Annotated in this window: 16 protein-coding genes; 11 read left to right on the top strand and 5 right to left on the bottom strand. The window is 72.6% G+C overall.

The features are described from left to right. Positions 1-28: 28 nt before the first annotated feature. The 11 genes from QFZ74_RS27345 (at position 29) to hypA (ending at position 9977) form a co-directional block, all read left to right on the top strand. Positions 29-1432, top strand: a complete 1404-nt coding sequence (locus QFZ74_RS27345) for a glutamine synthetase family protein (protein ID WP_307623495.1) — start codon at positions 29-31, stop codon at positions 1430-1432. Between the two features lie 2 nt (positions 1433-1434). Next, positions 1435-2583, top strand: coding sequence for an amidohydrolase family protein (locus QFZ74_RS27340; RefSeq protein WP_373462443.1), 1149 nt, complete (start codon positions 1435-1437; stop codon positions 2581-2583). Between the two features lie 41 nt (positions 2584-2624). After that, the gene (locus QFZ74_RS27335; RefSeq protein ID WP_307623493.1) at positions 2625-3152 is read left to right on the top strand and encodes an NUDIX hydrolase family protein; all 528 of its coding nucleotides are present in this window, start codon (positions 2625-2627) and stop codon (positions 3150-3152) included. Between the two features lie 341 nt (positions 3153-3493). Beyond that, complete coding sequence (locus QFZ74_RS27330; protein ID WP_307623492.1) at positions 3494-4996, top strand: hypothetical protein; 1503 nt, start codon at positions 3494-3496, stop codon at positions 4994-4996. 1 nt (position 4997) lies between these two features. Next, positions 4998-6086, top strand: coding sequence for a hydrogenase expression protein HypE (locus QFZ74_RS27325; RefSeq protein WP_373462442.1), 1089 nt, complete (start codon positions 4998-5000; stop codon positions 6084-6086). A gap of 68 nt (positions 6087-6154) precedes the next feature. Then, on the top strand, positions 6155-7951 hold the full coding sequence (locus tag QFZ74_RS27320; protein WP_307623491.1) for a nickel-dependent hydrogenase large subunit: 1797 nt from the start codon (positions 6155-6157) through the stop codon (positions 7949-7951). Further along, positions 7944-8513, top strand: a complete 570-nt coding sequence (locus QFZ74_RS27315; protein WP_307623490.1) for a NifU family protein — start codon at positions 7944-7946, stop codon at positions 8511-8513. Before QFZ74_RS27320 ends, QFZ74_RS27315 begins: the two co-directional genes overlap by 8 nt. Continuing rightward, positions 8510-9103 (top strand): DUF5947 family protein, encoded by a 594-nt coding sequence (locus QFZ74_RS27310; protein ID WP_307623489.1) that lies wholly within the window; start codon positions 8510-8512, stop codon positions 9101-9103. Before QFZ74_RS27315 ends, QFZ74_RS27310 begins: the two co-directional genes overlap by 4 nt. Before the next feature lie 55 nt (positions 9104-9158). Then, entirely contained in the window at positions 9159-9365 is a 207-nt protein-coding gene (locus tag QFZ74_RS27305) for a hypothetical protein (RefSeq protein WP_307624294.1), read from the top strand. 44 nt (positions 9366-9409) lie between these two features. Beyond that, on the top strand, positions 9410-9613 hold the full coding sequence (locus QFZ74_RS27300) for a hypothetical protein (protein ID WP_307623488.1): 204 nt from the start codon (positions 9410-9412) through the stop codon (positions 9611-9613). A 7-nt stretch (positions 9614-9620) separates the two neighbouring features. Next, positions 9621-9977 (top strand): hydrogenase maturation nickel metallochaperone HypA, encoded by a 357-nt coding sequence (gene hypA, locus QFZ74_RS27295; protein ID WP_307623487.1) that lies wholly within the window; start codon positions 9621-9623, stop codon positions 9975-9977. Positions 9978-10036: 59 nt separating this feature from the next. Here the strand turns inward: hypA and hypE are convergent, their stop codons facing one another. The 5 genes from hypE to hypB are packed head-to-tail and all read right to left on the bottom strand — an operon-like array spanning position 10037 to position 15666. After that, the gene (gene hypE, locus QFZ74_RS27290; RefSeq protein WP_307624293.1) at positions 10037-11101 is read right to left on the bottom strand and encodes a hydrogenase expression/formation protein HypE; all 1065 of its coding nucleotides are present in this window, start codon (positions 11099-11101) and stop codon (positions 10037-10039) included. Between the two features lie 22 nt (positions 11102-11123). Then, positions 11124-12266, bottom strand: a complete 1143-nt coding sequence (gene hypD, locus QFZ74_RS27285) for a hydrogenase formation protein HypD (RefSeq protein ID WP_307623486.1) — start codon at positions 12264-12266, stop codon at positions 11124-11126. Further along, a complete protein-coding gene (locus tag QFZ74_RS27280; RefSeq protein WP_307623485.1) occupies positions 12263-12583 on the bottom strand; it encodes a HypC/HybG/HupF family hydrogenase formation chaperone in 321 nt (106 codons plus the stop codon). The genes hypD and QFZ74_RS27280 overlap by 4 nt, the downstream gene beginning before the upstream one ends. A gap of 3 nt (positions 12584-12586) precedes the next feature. After that, a complete protein-coding gene (gene hypF, locus QFZ74_RS27275) occupies positions 12587-14923 on the bottom strand; it encodes a carbamoyltransferase HypF (protein ID WP_307623484.1) in 2337 nt (778 codons plus the stop codon). Further along, on the bottom strand, positions 14920-15666 hold the full coding sequence (gene hypB / locus QFZ74_RS27270; RefSeq protein ID WP_307623483.1) for a hydrogenase nickel incorporation protein HypB: 747 nt from the start codon (positions 15664-15666) through the stop codon (positions 14920-14922). Before hypB ends, hypF begins: the two co-directional genes overlap by 4 nt. Between the last annotated feature and the right edge of the window lie 72 nt (positions 15667-15738).

The raw sequence follows: 15738 nt of genomic DNA, 5'->3' as shown, positions 1-15738 counted from the left end.
CATCAGGGAGCCCCGCCAAGGAGGCCGTATGACCACCCTTGCCGACCCGGTGCCCGGCGGCCGCCCCGGCGACGTCCAGCGGGCCACCGAGTTCGCCGCCCAGCTGGAGCGGCAGGACGTGCGCGGGATCGTCCTGTCGTACGTCGACACGGCGGGCGTCGGCCGGGTGAAGACGGTCCCGACGGCGCGGCTCCCCGAAGCCGCGGCGTGGGGCGTGGGCATGTCGCCGGTCTTCGACACGTTCCTGGCGGACGACTCCGTCGTCACCACCGACGTGCTCGGCTCACCCGACGGCGATCTGCGCCTCTACCCGGACCTGGACGCGCTGGTGGTGCTGGCGGGGCAGCCCGGCTGGGCGTGGGCCCCCGTCGACCGGATCACCCAGGAGGGCGAGCGCCATCCCGGGTGCAGCCGCACCGTCCTGCGCCGGATCGTCGCGGACGCGGCGGAGCGGCACGGCCTGACCTTCAAGGCGGCCATCGAGATCGAGTGGTCGGTGGGCCTCGGGCCGGCGCCCGAGGGGGAGTTCGTCCCGGCGGCGCCGGGTCCGGCGTACGGCGCCGCGCGGCAGGTCGAGCTGAGCGACTGCACGGCCGACCTGCTCGCGGCCCTCGCGGCCGAGGGCGTGGACGTCGATCAGGTCCATCCCGAGTACGCGGCCGGGCAGTTCGAGGTCTCGGTGGGCGCGCTCGACCCGGTGGCGGCCGCCGACCGCAGTGTGCTGGTCCGCCAGACGATCCGGGCGGTGTCGCGACGGCACGGCCTCCAAGTGTCCTTCTCGCCCGCGGTGTTCGCCACGGGGGTCGGCAACGGCGGTCATATCCACCTCTCTTGCTGGCGCGACGGCCTCAATCTGCACTCGGGGGGCAACGGCCGGTACGGCATGACCGGTGAGGCCGAGTCGTTCCTGGCCGGGGTGCTCGCGCATCTGCCCGCGCTGACGGCCGTGACCGCGCCGAGCCCGGCCAGCCATCTGCGGCTCAAGCCCTCCCAGTGGGCCGGGGTGTTCACCGCGTGGGGCCGGGAGACGCGCGAGGCCGGGGTGCGGGTGGTCACCGGCACGCTCGGCCGCCGGGAGGAGAGCGCCAACCTGGAGGTCAAACCGGTCGACCTGGCCGCCAACCCCTATCTCGCCCTCGGCTGCGTCATCGCCGCCGGGCTCGACGGCATCGCCTCGGCGACGCCGCTGTCCGAGGAGATCACCGGGGACCCGGCGCGCTTCGGCCCTCCGGAGGCGGCGGCCCGGCAGGTACGCCGACTGCCGGCGTCGCTGCCGGAGGCGGTCCAGGAGTTCCGCGGCGACGAGGTGCTGCGCGCCGCGCTCGGCCCCGTCCTCGCCGACGCGGTGACGGCCGTACGCCTCGGGGAGGCGGCGGCGGTCGAAGGGCTGGACGACGCCCAGGTGGCGGCGCACTACCGCTGGACGTACTGACGGTGGGCGCGATCCAGGAGGCGCTCGACGCCCTGCCCCTCGTGGACCACCACTGCCACGGTGCGGTCACCGCCGACCTGTCGCGCGAGGAGTTCGAGTCGCTGCTCACCGAGGGCGACGCCTGGCCCGGCAGCGGGATCTCACCCTTCGACAGCCCGGTCGGCGCGGCCGTACGACGCCACTGCGCGCCCCTGCTGGACCTGCCGCGCCATGCACCGCCCGCCGACTACCTGGACCGGCGGGCCGCCCTTGGGTGGCGCGAGGTCAACCGTCGTTTCCTGACGGCCGCGCGGGCCGGGGTGTTCTGCGTCGACACGGGCTACGCCCCGCAACCGGTGACTTCTCCGGCCGAGTTGGCGGCCGACGGGGGTGGCACGGCGTACGAGGTCGTACGTCTGGAGAGCGTGGCGGAGGCGGTGGCCGCGCGAGGTATGGAGCCGGCCGCGTACGCGGCCGCGTTCCGCGCCGCCGCCGAGGAGGCCGTACGGCGGCCGGGTGTGGTGGGCGTGAAGTCGGTGGCCGCGTACCGCACGGGCTTCGCCCTGACCCCGGAGCGGCCGACGGACGCCGAGGTGACCGAGGCCGCCGGACACTGGCTCGCGTCGGACGGGGCGCGCCTCGCCGATCCCGTCCTCGTACGCCATCTGCTGTGGACCGCGGTCGACCTCGGCCTGCCGCTCCAACTGCATGCCGGTCTCGGCGACTTCGACATCCGGCTGCACCGCGCCGACCCCGCTCTGCTCACCGACTGGCTGCACCTGACGCGCGGCACCATCCCGGTACTCCTGCTGCACTGCTGGCCGTTCCACCGCCAAGCCGCCTATCTGGCAACGGTGTTCGAGCACGTGTACCTGGACGTCGGACTGGCCCTGCATTTCGCCGGTCCGATCCGCGCCCGGACGATCCTGGAGGAGGCCTTGGAGATCACCCCCTTCCGCAAACTCCTGTACAGCTCCGACGCGTACGGGCTCGCCGAGTGCCACCATCTGGGCGCGCTGTGCTTCCGTCGCGGGATGGCCGCGCTGCTCCAGGACCGTGTGGACGCCGACGAGTTGAGCCTCTGCGACGCCCTGCGGATCGCCGAGTGGACGGGACGCGACAACGCCCGCCGTCTGTATGGAATCCCCGCATCCGATCATCCCCGCGACTGAGCGCGCCCCCACCCGGAAAGTATGATCAAGCAATGTCAGACATGACCGATACCACGCCCGGCTGGCTCTCGTCCGACGAGTTGGAGATGGCACGCGCCCGCATGCCGATCCTGTACGTGGAGGCCGTACCGGTGCGCGTCGACGACAGCGGCGAAGTCACCAGCATCGGCCTGCTGCTGCGCATCGGACCCGACGGAACGGTCAGCCGCACCCTGGTCTCCGGCCGTGTCCTGCACCACGAACGGGTGCGCGACGCCCTGCTGCGCCACCTGGAGAAGGACCTCGGTCCGGTGGCCCTGCCCCGCGTCCCGGCGTCCCTCCAGCCGTTCACGGTCGCCGAGTACTTCCCGACCGCGGGTGTCACGGCGTACCACGACCCGCGCCAGCACGCCGTCTCCCTCGCCTACATCGTGCCGGTGTCCGGCGACTGCCGTCCGCGGCAGGACGCCCTGGACCTGGTGTGGTTCAGCCCGCAGGAGGCGCTGTCGGAGGCGCTCCAGAGCGAGATGCCGGGCGGCCACGGTGTCCTGCTGAAGCAGGCCCTCGCCCACGTCGGCATCGTCGCCTGACCGTACGGGGTCCGGCCGGGGGAAGCGCGTCGCGACGCTTCCGCCCGGCTTCCCGCCCGGAGTACGTCCACGAGCCGCCGAGCACCTCGGGGGCAGCCTTGTCCCGCCGCGACTCGTCCACCGCCTCCTGCTGGACGAGCGCTGGCCGCGCGTGCCTCAAAGCCCTCGCCTGATCGAGCCCACTCCCCCTCCCCGAACCCACGCCCCCTCCCCGCCGGGCGGGCCAAGCCTTCTCGCCTGAACGGCCCAACGGTGGTGAGCCAGAGGAGGCGAGGGTGCGTCGGCGGGGTGACCGTGGTGGAAGGCATGGGCGCACACGCATACGGATCCGAGGAGGCGGGATGTCGGATGGCTTGGCTGCCGCGAGCACCGTGGCCTGTGCTGCGGTCACGGACGCCGGGAAGGATCCGGCGCCCGACCGGCGCCGGGACGGCTTCGAGCAACTGAGCGCGGTCGCCGACGCCGTCCTCTACGAGGGCTATCTGCTCTACCCCTACCGCCGCTCCTCCACGAAGAACCGTGTCCGGTGGCAGTTCGGGGTGCTGTTCCCCCGGGAGTGGGTGGAGCAGTCCGGCCCCGTCGCCCCGAGCGTGTCCGGTTCCGCGGACTCCTGGTACCAGCGGACCGAGTGCCTGCTGCGCGTCCGGCGGCCCGGTGCCGTCGTACGGATCAAGGTGCGCTGCCTCCAGATGCAGCACAAGCAGGTGGAGGAGGCGGGCCGGGACGGCGCTCCCCGTGCGGTCGCGTCGCTGCGGACGGGCGACGGGCAGACGCATCTGACCTTCGACGAGGCGGTGCCGCGCGAGGTCGAACTCGCCCTCCCGCTCGACGGCTTGCTACGCCGGGAGCACACCGTGACGCTGGAGGCGGAGGCCGACGAGACCGACGAGCCGCTGCCCGACGGCGTCGGCCGGATCGTGCGGCGCCGCGAGGCGGTCCGGGGCGATGTCGGCGTCGTGGCCGAGCGGCTCTCCGAGGACGTCGTCCGGCTCCGGGTGCGTACCACGAACGCGGCGCCCGCACCCGACCCGAGCACCCCGCGCGACGAGGCGCTGCGCCGTGCGCTCATCGCCACGCACACCCTCCTCGCCTGCGAGGGCGCGGAGTTCGTGTCACTGATCGACCCGCCCGCCGACCTTTGCGAGCACGCGCGCGCCTGCCGGAACGAGTTCACCTTCCCCGTGCTGGGCGGCGGCTCCCCCGCCACCACCGGACCGGCCGTGCTCTCCGCGCCGATCATCCTCTCCGACCACCCCCAGGTGGCCCCGGAGAGCCCCGGCGATCTGCACGACGCCGCGGAGATCGACGAGATCCTCACCCTGCGCACGATGCTGCTGACCGACGAGGAGAAGCGCGAGGCGCGCGCCACCGACGCGCGGGCCGCCGCGATCCTCGACCGGGTCGACACGATGCCGCAGGAGGTCTTCGCGCGCCTGCACGGCGCCGTCCGCTCCCTGGCCCCGGCCACGCCCCACGCCGCCGGGCCCGCCCCCGAGCGCGCCACTTGGTGGCAGGAGGGCGCCGACGAAGGCCTGTCCCCGACGACCGACACCGTGCTCGTCGACGGCGTGCCCGTCGGCAAGGGCAGCCGCGTACGGCTGTGCCCGCGGGGGCGCGGCGCAGACGCCCAGGACATGTTCCTGGTCGGGCGCACCGCCGAGGTGGCCGCCGTCTTCCACGACGTGGACGGCAGCACGCACGTCGCCGTGACCGTCGACGGCGACCCGGCGGCCGAGCTCCACACCTGGTACGGCCGCTTCCACTACTTCCGGCCCGACGAGCTCACCCCACTCCAGACGCTCGGCTCCACCGACCTCAACTCCCCGCGCAGCAAAGGCCGATGACATGAACAAGCATCGCCGCACCACCGACGTCCGCGACAAACCCGGCCCCGTCGAGAAGCGGACCGGCTTCGAGGAGATGACCATCCTCTGGATCTCCGAGGGGATGAGCTGCGACGGCGACACCGTCTCCCTGACGGCCGCCGACCAGCCCTCCATCGAAGACCTGGTCCTCGGTCTGATCCCGGGCCTGCCGAAGGTCACCCTGTACAACAAGGTGCTCTCCCCGACCCTGGGCGGCGAGGAGTTCCTCGCGCCCTACCGGGCGGCGGCGCGTGGCGAGGTGGCTCCGTTCATCCTCGTCATCGAGGGCTCGGTCCCCAACCAGAACACCATCGAGGGCGACGGCTACTGGACCTCGTTCGGCAACGACCCGGAGACCGGTCAGCCCGAGACCCTGAACACCTGGATCGACAAGCTCGCCCCCAAGGCCTGGGCGGTGGTGGCCGCGGGCACCTGCGCCACCTTCGGCGGCATCCACGCGATGGCCGGCAACCCGACGGGTTGCATGGGTCTCGCGGACTACCTGGGCTGGGACTTCCTCTCGCAGGGCGGCCTGCCCATCGTGAACGTGCCCGGCTGCCCGATCCAGCCCGAGAACTTCATGGAGACCCTGATCTGGGTCCTGTACCACGCGGCCGGCGCCGCTCCCCCGCCCCCGCTGGACCACATGCTGCGCCCGCAGTGGCTGTTCGGCCGGACGGTGCACGAGGGCTGCGACCGAGGCTCGTACTACGAGCAGGGCCAGTTCGCGCTGGACTACAACTCTCCCAAATGCCTGGTCAAGACAGGCTGTTGGGGTCCGGTCGTGAACTGCAACGTGCCCAAGCGCGGCTGGATGGCCGGTGTCGGCGGCTGTCCGAACGTCGGCGGCATCTGCATCGGCTGCACGATGCCCGCCTTCCCGGACGCGTTCATGCCGTTCATGGACGAGCCGCCCGGCGGCACGCTGTCGTCGATGGTCATCAAGCCCTACGGGGCCGTCGTCCGCCGGCTGCGCGGCTTCACCAACGACATGGTGAACCACGAGACCAAGTGGCGTCACAAGGGGCGCAAGCTCACGACGGGTTACGACCCGTACTGGCGCCCCTGACCGCACGCCCGCCCACACCCGCCCGCACCCCACCACGCACCGAACGAAACCGAGGGGCACAACCACCGATGACCACCACCGAGGCAGGGCCCTCCTCAGCACGCAAACCACCGCAGCTCGTGGACATGAACTGGGACCCGATCACCCGCATCATCGGGAACCTGGGCATCTACACGAAGATCGACTTCGCCAACCAGGAAGTCGTGGAGTGCCACAGCACCTCGTCGCTGTTCCGTGGCTACTCCGTCTTCATGCGGGGCAAGGACCCGCGCGACGCGGGCTTCATCACCTCCCGCATCTGCGGCATCTGCGGCGACAACCACACCACGTGCTCGGACTACGCCCAGCAGATGGCGTACGGGGTGAAGCCGCCCCGGCTGGGCGAGACGATCGTCAACCTCGGCGAGGCCGCGGAGTACATGTTCGACCACACGATCTTCCAGGACAACCTGGTGTTCGTGGACTTCTGCGAGGCGATGGTCAAGGCCACCAACCCCGGTGTGCTGGCCCGCGCGGAGCGCACCGAGGCGCCGCACGGGTACCTCCACGGCTACCGGACGATCGCCGACATCATGAAGGCCTTCAACCCATTCGAGGGCGAGGTCTACAAGGAGGCCCTGAAGGTCAGCCGGGTCACCCGCGAGATGTTCTGCCTGATGGAGGGGCGCCACGTCCACCCGTCGGCGCTCTACCCGGGCGGCGTCGGCACGATGCCGACCCCGACCCTCTTCACCGACTACCTCAGCCGCCTCATGCGCGTCATGGACTTCATCAAGAAGGCCGTCGCCATGAACGACGACGTCTTCGACTTCTTCTACGAGGCGCTGCCCGGCTACGAGGAGGTCGGCCGCCGACGCATCCAACTGGGCTGCTGGGGCGCCTTCCAGGACCCCGACGTCGTCGACTACCGCTACGACACGATGAACGAGTGGGGCAAGGCGATGTACGTCACCCCGGGCATCATCGTCGACGGTGAGCTGGTCACCAACGACCTCATCGACATCAACCTCGGCATCCGCATCCTGGTCAGCAGCTCGTACTACGACGACTGGGTCAACGAGAAGCCGTTCGTCACGCACGACCCGCTGGGCAACCCGGTCGACATGCGCCACCCGTGGAACCAGACGACGATCCCGGTGCCGCAGAAGCGGAACTTCGACGACAAGTACACGTGGGTGATGAGCCCGCGCTGGTTCGACAAGAAGACCGGCGAGCACCTCGCCCTCGACACCGGCGGCGGCCCGCTCGCCCGGCTGTGGTCGACCGCGCTGAGCGGCCTGGTCGACACCCCGTACGTCAAGGCGACCGGCGACAGCGTGCGCATCTCCCTGCCCAAGGGCGAGACGCTGCCGGAGACGACGCTGGAGTGGCGCATCCCGAAGTGGAGCAACACCATCGAGCGCGACCGCGCCCGGCCGTACTTCGTGGCCTACGCGGCCGCCATGGCGCTGCAGTTCATCGAGGAGGCCATGGGGTTCGTGCGGGCCGGCGAGACCAAGGTGTTCGAGGACTTCGAGGTGCCGGACGAGGCGATCGGCTGCGGCTTCCACGAGGCGGTGCGCGGCGTGCTCTCCCACCACCTGGTGATCAAGGACAAGAAGATCGCCAACTACCACCCGTACCCGCCGACCCCGTGGAACGCCAGCCCCCGCGACAGCTTCGGCACCCCCGGGCCGTACGAGGACGCCGTCCAGGGCCAGCCCATCTTCGAGGAGAACGGGCCGGACGACTTCAAGGGCGTCGACATCATGCGCACCGTCCGCAGCTTCGACCCGTGCCTGCCGTGCGGCGTGCACATGTACATGGGCAAGGGCAAGACGCTGACCACCCTGCACTCGCCGACGTACGGGGCGAACCATGGCTGAGGCCGAGGCGCCGGTGGCGGTCGGCCGGCTCGCCGACCCGGCCGTCGAGGCCCGGCTCGCCCACCTCGACGAGCTGCTGGCCGGGCTGGAGTCCGCGCCCGGCTCGCACGCCCGCTCCGCCGTGGAGGCGGTCGCGCTGCTCACCGAGGTCTACGGCGAGGCACTCGCCCGGGTCCTCGACCACGCGGACGCGGAGCTCGCCGGGCGCCTCGCCGATGACGAGCTGGTCGGGCACCTGATGGTGCTGCACGCCATCCACCCGGAGCCGGTCGAGCGCCGGGCCGCCCGCGCGGTCGAACGGCTGCGCCCGGCGGTGCGCGAGCGCGGCGGCGACGTGGAGTGGGCCGGTGTCGAGGGACAGGTGGGCCGGGTGCGCGTGACGGCGGGCGGCTGCGGCAGCGAATGCGGCGGCGGTACGAGCGAGGTCACCGACGCGGTGCGCGAGGCCGTGCTCGCCCTGGCTCCCGAGCTGACGGACGTGGAGCCGCTGGAGGACTCCGGCCGGCCCGCGGCCCCGGCGTTCGTGCCGCTGGCTGCGCTCACCCACCGGGGCGCGCCGTGAGCACGGACGGCGCGCTGGCCCGCCTCATCCGCTCCTCGGCCGACCGTGCGGTGACGTCGGCGGCCGAGGTGTGCGAGCTGTGCGCCACGCGGGTGTCCGAGGAGCACCGCCATCTGTACGACTGCTCCGACGACGAGGTGCGCTGCGTCTGCGGCCCCTGCTCGGTGCTGTTCGCGGGCGACGGCGAAGGCCGCTACCGGCTCGTGCCCCGGCGCCGGGTCAGGCTCCCCCGGGTCGACACGGAGGTCCTGGGGGTGCCGGTCGGGCTGGTCTTCTTCGTGCCCCGGGCCGACGGCACCGTCACCGCCCAGGGGCCGAGCCCGGCGGGCGCCATGCGGTGGGAGGTGGACGCGGACGCCTGGCAGCGGCTGGGCGCGATGTGTCCGCCGCTGCGAACCGTGGCACCCGAGGTGGAGGCACTGCTGGTGAACACCGTCCACGGCCTCGACCACCACTGGATCGTGCCCGTCGACGACTGCTACCGGATGGTGGCCGTCGTACGCCGCGAATGGCGTGGCCTGTCCGGTGGCGGCCGGGTCTGGCGGGCCGTCGAGGCCTTCTTCGAGGGCCTCACCGAGCGGTCGTCGTGAGCACGACGTCCTCCGCGGCGCGGAGGCGAGGAAGGAGAGTCCCATGACCACCACCATCGGCCACGTCAGAGTGGGCCGGGCCCAGGTCAAGCCGGACACCCCCACGCACGTGTGCGGGATGCACGAGGGCAACAAGGGGCCGTACCAGGGACAGCGCGGCCACCACGAGGACGGCACCGCGGACGCGCGCCGCTCCACCGCCATCAGCTGGAAGAAGCACGACGTCCTCCTGGAGGTCATGCCGAACATCCCGCCGGGATGAGGAACCGACTCGACAGGCACAGCGACAGCAGGGAGTCACCGGAAATGAAGCATCGACGAGCACGAAAGCCGGCCCCCATGTGCCGGAGAGCCGGGACGACCGGACGGCAGGTGCTGAAGGCCCAGGCCCTCGTGGTGGGACTGCTCGCCCTGGCGCTGTTCGTCCGGGAGATCCCCAGCCTGGTGCGTGAGGTGCGGATCCGGCGGATGACCGTGAGCGGCTTCCGCGCCCGCCGCCGGTACCCGTGAGGCGGCTGTGCACGAGTTGTCGATCGCGACCGCGATCATCGAGCAGGCCGACGCGCTGGCCCGGGCGGACGGGACGGAGGCCGTCTCCGCCGTGACCGTCCGGGTCGGTGAGCTGTCCGGCGTCGTGCCCGACGCGCTGGACTTCGCCTTCGAAGTGGCCCGTGACGGAACCGCCCTGGCCTCGGCCCGGCTCGTGGTGGAGCAGGTTCCCGCGCAGGCCTGGTGCGCCCCGTGCGCCGAGGAGTTCGCGGTAGGGATGCCGCCGTTCTTCTGGTGCCCGCGCTGCGATCAGCCGTCCCAGGACCTGCGCAGCGGACGGGAACTGGAGATCACCGGCATCGAGCCGATACTGGGCTCGGCCTGACATGCGCGAGGGCCCCGCCGGTGCGTGCGGCACCGGCGGGGCCCTCGCGTGTACTCAGCTCAGCAGATGCGCGGAAGCTGCTCGCCGAGCGGCAGGTCCACCACCCGCGTACCGCCGAGGCCGGTGGAGACCACGACCATGCCGGGATGTTCGGTGACGCACTCCCCGATCAGTGTGGCGCCGGTCCCCTGCGGGTGGGCGCGCATCGCCGCGAGGACCGCCTCCGCCGCGGGGCGGGGTACGAACGCCACCAGGCGCCCCTCGTTGGCGACGTACAGCGGGTCGAGGCCGAGGAAGCCGCAGGCGCCCGCCACCGCGTCCGGCACCGGGATGGCGCGCTCGCTCAGCCGGACGCCGGTTCCCGAGGCGCGGGCGATCTCGTTGAGGGAGGCGGCGAGGCCGCCGCGGGTGGGGTCGCGCAGCACGTGGACGTCCGGGGTGACGTCCAGCATGGCGGCGACCAGTCCGGCGAGCGGCGCGGTGTCGCTGGCGATCTCGATGCCGAACTCCAGCCCCTCTCGCACGCTCATGATGGCCACGCCGTGCAGGCCGATCGGCCCGCTGACGATGACGGCGTCGCCGGGCCGCGCCCGCTGCGGGCGGATGTCGACGCCGTCGGGCACGAGACCGACCCCGGCCGTGGTGACGTACACGCCGTCGCCGTGGCCGGACTCCACCACCTTGGTGTCTCCGGTGGCGATGGTGACCCCGGCCGCCTCGGCCGCCGTGCCCATGGCGCGGGCGATCCGCTCGACCACGGACAGCTCGACGCCCTCCTCCAGGACGAAGGCGGCGGACAGGTAGGCGGGCCGGGCGCCGCTCATCGCCAGGTCGTTGACGGTGCCGTTGACCGCGAGGTCGCCGAGGCTGCCGCCGGGGAAGAACAGCGGCCGCACCACATGGGAGTCGGTGGAGAACGCCAGCCGGGCGCCGCCCAGTTCGAGCACGGCGGAGTCGGCCATCGCGGCGAGGGTGGCGTTGCCGTAGGCGGGGATGAACACCTGCTCCACCAACTCGGCGGACAGGGCGCCGCCCCCGCCGTGCCCCATGACCACGACGGGCTGGTCGCGCAGCGGGGCGGGGCAGCTCCAGTTGGCGGGATCGACGACCGGGTCGGCGGTCATGTCAGCGGTGGCGTCGGCGAGTTCAGGCAACGGGGTTCATCTCCTCCCGCGCGGCCCGGGCGGCCTGCGGCATCGGGCTGTTCATCCGGCGGTACAGGTAGTACGCGGCGCAGGCGCCCTCGCTGGAGACCATGGTCGCGCCGAGCGGGGTGCGCGGGGTGCAGGTGGTGCCGAACGCGGCGCACTCGGTGGGCTTGATCAGCCCCTGGAGCACCTCGCCGCTGCGGCACTCGGCCGGCTCCTCGGTACGGATGCCGCCGACGTCGAAGCGGTGCTCGGCGTCGTACGCCCGGAACGCCTCGGACAGCCGCCAGCCGCTCCGCGGAATGCGCCCGATGCCGCGCCAGTTGCGGTCGGCGACCTCGAACACCTCCTGGATCATGCGCAGGGCGGCCGGATTGCCGTCCTCGCGCACGGCCCGGGCGTACGCGTTCTCCACCCGGTGCTCGCCGCGCTCCAGTTGGCGTACGGCGCGGCGGATGCCTTCGAGGATGTCCAGCGGTTCGAAGCCCGTCACCACGAGCGGGACGCCGAACCGCTCGGCGAGCTCGGGGTATTCGGCCGTGCCCATCACGCTGCACACGTGGCCGGCGGCCAGGAAGCCCTGCACCCGGCACTGAGGGGCGCTCATGATGGCCTCGACGGCCGGGGGCACCCGCACATGGGACACCAGCAGGCTGAAGTTGGCCAGGCCGAGGCGGCGCGCCTGGTGCACGGCCATGGCGTTGGCGGGGGCGGTGGTCTCGAAGCCGATGGCGAAGAACACGACCTCGCGGTCCGGGTGCTTACGCGCCAACTCCAGTGCGTCGAGCGGCGAGTAGACCACGCGTACGTCGCCGCCCTCGCCCTTGACCCGGAACAGGTCGCGGTCGGTGCCGGGGACGCGGAGCATGTCGCCGAAGGAGCAGAAGATCACGCCCGGCCGTGAGGCGATCTCCAGCGCCTTGTCGATGACGTCGAGCGGGGTGACGCAGACGGGGCATCCCGGCCCGTGGATCAACTCGACCTGTTCGGGGAGCAGTTGATCGATGCCGTGCCGGATGATGGAGTGGGTCTGTCCTCCGCACACCTCCATCAGGGCCCACGGCCGGGTGGCGGTGGCGTGGATCTCGTCCAGCAACCGCCGTGCGAGATCAGGGTCGTTGAACTCGTCGATGTACTTCACAGGACCTCACTCCCGCTGTTCGGGTGCTCCGCCGTCAGGGTGGCCCCCGCCTCGTTCGCCGCCTGCTCCCAGGCGTCGCCGAACTCCTCCTCCAGCAGTCCGAGTTCCTCGAAGAGCTTGAGCGAGGCGAGCGCCGATGCCTCGTCCAGTCGCTGGAGGGCGAAGCCGACGTGCACGATGACGTACTCGCCGACCTGTACGTCGGACACGTACTCCAGACACGCCTGCTTCTGCACGCCGCCGAAGTCGATCAGCCCGGTGAGCGGATCGGCCTGGTCGTCGATGGACACGACCTTGCCGGGCACTGCCAAACACATGGGTCACTCCTCCTGTCGTTGCCGCGCCGCGACCACCAGTTGCCCGAGCGCCAGACCGCCGTCGTTCGGGGGGACCTCGCCGTGGCGCAGGACGGCGAAGCCCGCGTCGGCCAGCAGGGCCGTGCACGCCTCTTCCAGCAGGGCGTTGGCGAAGACCCCGCCGGTGAGGGCCACGGTGGCGAGGCCGGTGGCCCGCCGCGCACGCCCGCAGATCTCCAGCACGGCGTGCGCGACGCCGCGGTGGAAGCGCGCGGCGATCACCGGCACCGGGGTGCCGTGCCGCAGGTCGGCGACGAGGGCCCGCAGCACGGGCGCCGGATCGCACCGCACCGCACCCGAACCGCCGTCGAAGCCGAAGCCGAAGCCGTACGCCGAGTTGTCGGCGCCCCATGCCGCACCGGCCGCGGCCTCCAGTTCCAGCGCGGCCTGGGCCTCGTACCCGGCGCGGTGGCACACCCCGGCGAGGGAGGAGACCGCGTCGAAGAGCCGCCCCATGCTGGAGGTCGGCACGCACGCGACCTGACGCGTCAACTGCTGGTCCAGAAGGGCCAGTTCGTCGGGGGTACAGGCGGTGACGCTCGGCACGTCCGCGTCCCAGGGCAGACCGGCGGCCCGCAGCCGGGCCAGCGCGAGTCGGCACGGGTTGGCGACGCCCGCGTTCCCGCCGGGGAGGGAGGCGGGGGCGAGATGGGCGAAGCGCCGGTAGCCCGTGTAGTCGGCGAGGAGGAACTCGCCGCCCCAGACGGTGCCGTCGTCGCCGTACCCGGTGCCGTCGAAGGCGACGCCGATGACGGGGGTGGTGCCGTCGAGACCGTGCTCGGCCATGGCCGAGGCGGTGTGCGCGTGGTGGTGCTGGACGAACAGCGGTGCCAGGCCGGTCAGTCGGCAGGCCCAGCGGGCCGAGTGGTAGGCGGGGTGGCGGTCGGCGGCGACGAGTTCGGGGGTGACGCCGGTCAGGGCCTGCATCCGCAACTCCGCCCGCTCGGCGGCCTGGAGGGTGGTCAGCTCGCCCATGTCGCCGATGTGCGGCCCGAACCAGGCCTGTTCGCCCTCGCCGAGGCACAGCGCGTTCTTGAGGTCGCCGCCGACCGCGAGCGCGGGGCGTACCAGAACCGGCAGCCGCAGCGGCCGGGGGACGTAGCCGCGGGAGCGGCGCAGCACCTGTTCGGTGCCGTCGGGGCGGACCCGCAGCAGCGAGTCGTCGCACGGGGAGGCGATGACCCGGTCGTGCGCGAGCCAGGCGTCGGCCAGTTGGGCGAGCCGGGTCAGCGCCTCGTCGTCGTCCGTGACGATCGGCTCGCCCGAGCGGTTGCCGCTCGTCATGACCAGCGCCTGCGGTCCGGGCGGGTCGCCGGGCAGCCCGAACAGCAGGGTGTGCAGGGGGGTGTAGGGCAGCATCACGCCGAGGTGCGGGCTGCCCGGGCAGACGCCGGGGGCGAGGAGGTCCGAGCCGCGTCGGCGCAGCAGGACGATGGGGCGCCGGGGGCCGGTGAGCGCGGTGCGCTCGGCCGGGGAGGTCTCGGCGATGCGCTCGGCGGCGGCGAGGTCCGCGCACATCACGGCGAACGGTTTGCCGCCCCGCTCCTTGCGGCGGCGCAGCTCGTCGACGGCGCGCGGATCGGTGGCGTCGCAGGCCAGGTGGTAGCCGCCGAGCCCCTTGACCGCGACGATCCGTCCGGCGGCCAGCAGGGCGCGGGCCGCCGTCAGCGCATCGGCGTCCCGTGCGGGGCGGATATCACCGCCGGCTGCGGGGAGAAGGCGCAGCCGGGGTCCGCAGGCGGGGCAGGCCACGGGCTGGGCGTGGAAGCGGCGGTCGCCCGGATCGCCGTACTCCCGGGCGCAGTCCGGGCACATCGGGAAGCCGGCCATGGTCGTGACGGCGCGGTCGTACGGCATGCCGGTGGCGATGGTGAAGCGGGGTCCGCAGTGGGTGCAGGTGACGAAGGGGTGCCGGTGGCGGCGGTCGGCCGGGGCGGCCAGCTCGCGCAGGCAGTCGGCGCAGGTCGCGGTGTCGGCCGGGAGCTGGGTGCGGCCCGGGGACTGCTCGGTGGAGCGGATGGTGAAGGCGTCGTCGGCGCCGGTGGCGGGCAGGTCCTCGGCCTCGATGCCGATCACGGTGGCCAGTGGCGGCAGTTCGGCGGGGAGCCGGTCGCGGAAGGCGGCGACGGCGGCCGCGGGTCCCTCCACCTCGATGAGCACGCCGTACGCCGTGTTGCTCACGAACCCGGCGAGCGCCAGGTCGGTGGCCAGGCGGTGCACGTAGGGGCGGAAGCCCACGCCCTGCACGGTGCCCCGCACGGTGACGCGGCGGCGCACCGCCTGGGTGGCCGGGGCTGTCACGAGACGCGGTCGGCGGCGAGGGCGGTGGCGTCAGCGGTGTGGTCGTGGCCGTGCGGGTGGGGGGCGAGCGGCGGCAGATGCGGCAGGGAGCCGTCCCGCACCGCGAGCACGCGTTCCAGGACGGCGTCGACGCCGGCACCGGCGCGGGCGCAGGTCCGTACGACTTCCACGCCGGGGTTGACCCGCTGCACGTTGGCGGAGAAGGCGGCCTCGTCGAAGCCGGCGGGCTCGGCCAGATCGGTCTTGGTGAGCACGACGAGGTGGGCGGAGCCGAAGGCGGTGGGGTACTTCAGCGGCTTGTCCTCGCCCTCCGTCACCGCCATGAGCACGAGGCGCAGGCTCTCGCCGAGGTCGTAGGAGGCCGGACAGACGAGATTGCCCACGTTCTCGACGAAGAGCAGCGTGGTGTCCTCGGGCATCCAGTTCTCCACGTGACCGCGCAGCTGGCGGGCCTCCAGGTGGCAGAGTCCGTCGGTGAGGAGCTGCTTGACGGGGGCTCCGGAGCGGGCCAGCCGGTCGGCGTCGTTGTCCGTGGCGAGGTCCGCGGTGAGCGCGGCCACCGGGACGCGCCGCTCCAGCGCGCGGGCGAGCACCCGCCCGAGCAGCTCCGTCTTGCCGCTGCCCGGACTGGACAGCAGGTTGACCACGCTCACCCCGCGCCGGGCCAGATCGGCGCGCAGGGTCTGGGCCAGGCCGTCGTTCTTCGCCAGGACGGCCTGGGTGACGTCCACGGAATCGCACATGGGCGCTGCTCCTCGCGAGGGATCGGGTGCACGTCGGGGCACGACGTGTTGCCCTGCGATCCTCGACGCCCC

Source organism: Streptomyces sp. V3I7 (genome assembly GCF_030817495.1).
Lineage (GTDB): Bacteria > Actinomycetota > Actinomycetes > Streptomycetales > Streptomycetaceae > Streptomyces.
The sequence above is the reverse complement of the archived record's forward strand: the minus strand, read 5'-3'. Positions and strand labels throughout refer to the sequence as shown.

What these genes read in the sequence shown, in the direction of transcription:
- QFZ74_RS27345 (WP_307623495.1), top strand. Translation starts at nt 29, where the DNA reads ATGACCACCCTTGCCGACCCGGTGCCCGGCGGCCGCCCCGGCGACGTC.
- QFZ74_RS27335 (WP_307623493.1), top strand. Translation starts at nt 2,625, where the DNA reads ATGACCGATACCACGCCCGGCTGGCTCTCGTCCGACGAGTTGGAGATG.
- QFZ74_RS27330 (WP_307623492.1), top strand. Translation starts at nt 3,494, where the DNA reads ATGTCGGATGGCTTGGCTGCCGCGAGCACCGTGGCCTGTGCTGCGGTC.
- QFZ74_RS27325 (WP_373462442.1), top strand. Translation starts at nt 4,998, where the DNA reads ATGAACAAGCATCGCCGCACCACCGACGTCCGCGACAAACCCGGCCCC.
- QFZ74_RS27320 (WP_307623491.1), top strand. Translation starts at nt 6,155, where the DNA reads ATGACCACCACCGAGGCAGGGCCCTCCTCAGCACGCAAACCACCGCAG.
- QFZ74_RS27315 (WP_307623490.1), top strand. Translation starts at nt 7,944, where the DNA reads ATGGCTGAGGCCGAGGCGCCGGTGGCGGTCGGCCGGCTCGCCGACCCG.
- QFZ74_RS27300 (WP_307623488.1), top strand. Translation starts at nt 9,410, where the DNA reads ATGAAGCATCGACGAGCACGAAAGCCGGCCCCCATGTGCCGGAGAGCC.
- hypE (WP_307624293.1), bottom strand. Translation starts at nt 11,101, where the DNA reads ATGACCGCCGACCCGGTCGTCGATCCCGCCAACTGGAGCTGCCCCGCC.
- QFZ74_RS27280 (WP_307623485.1), bottom strand. Translation starts at nt 12,583, where the DNA reads ATGTGTTTGGCAGTGCCCGGCAAGGTCGTGTCCATCGACGACCAGGCC.
- hypB (WP_307623483.1), bottom strand. Translation starts at nt 15,666, where the DNA reads ATGTGCGATTCCGTGGACGTCACCCAGGCCGTCCTGGCGAAGAACGAC.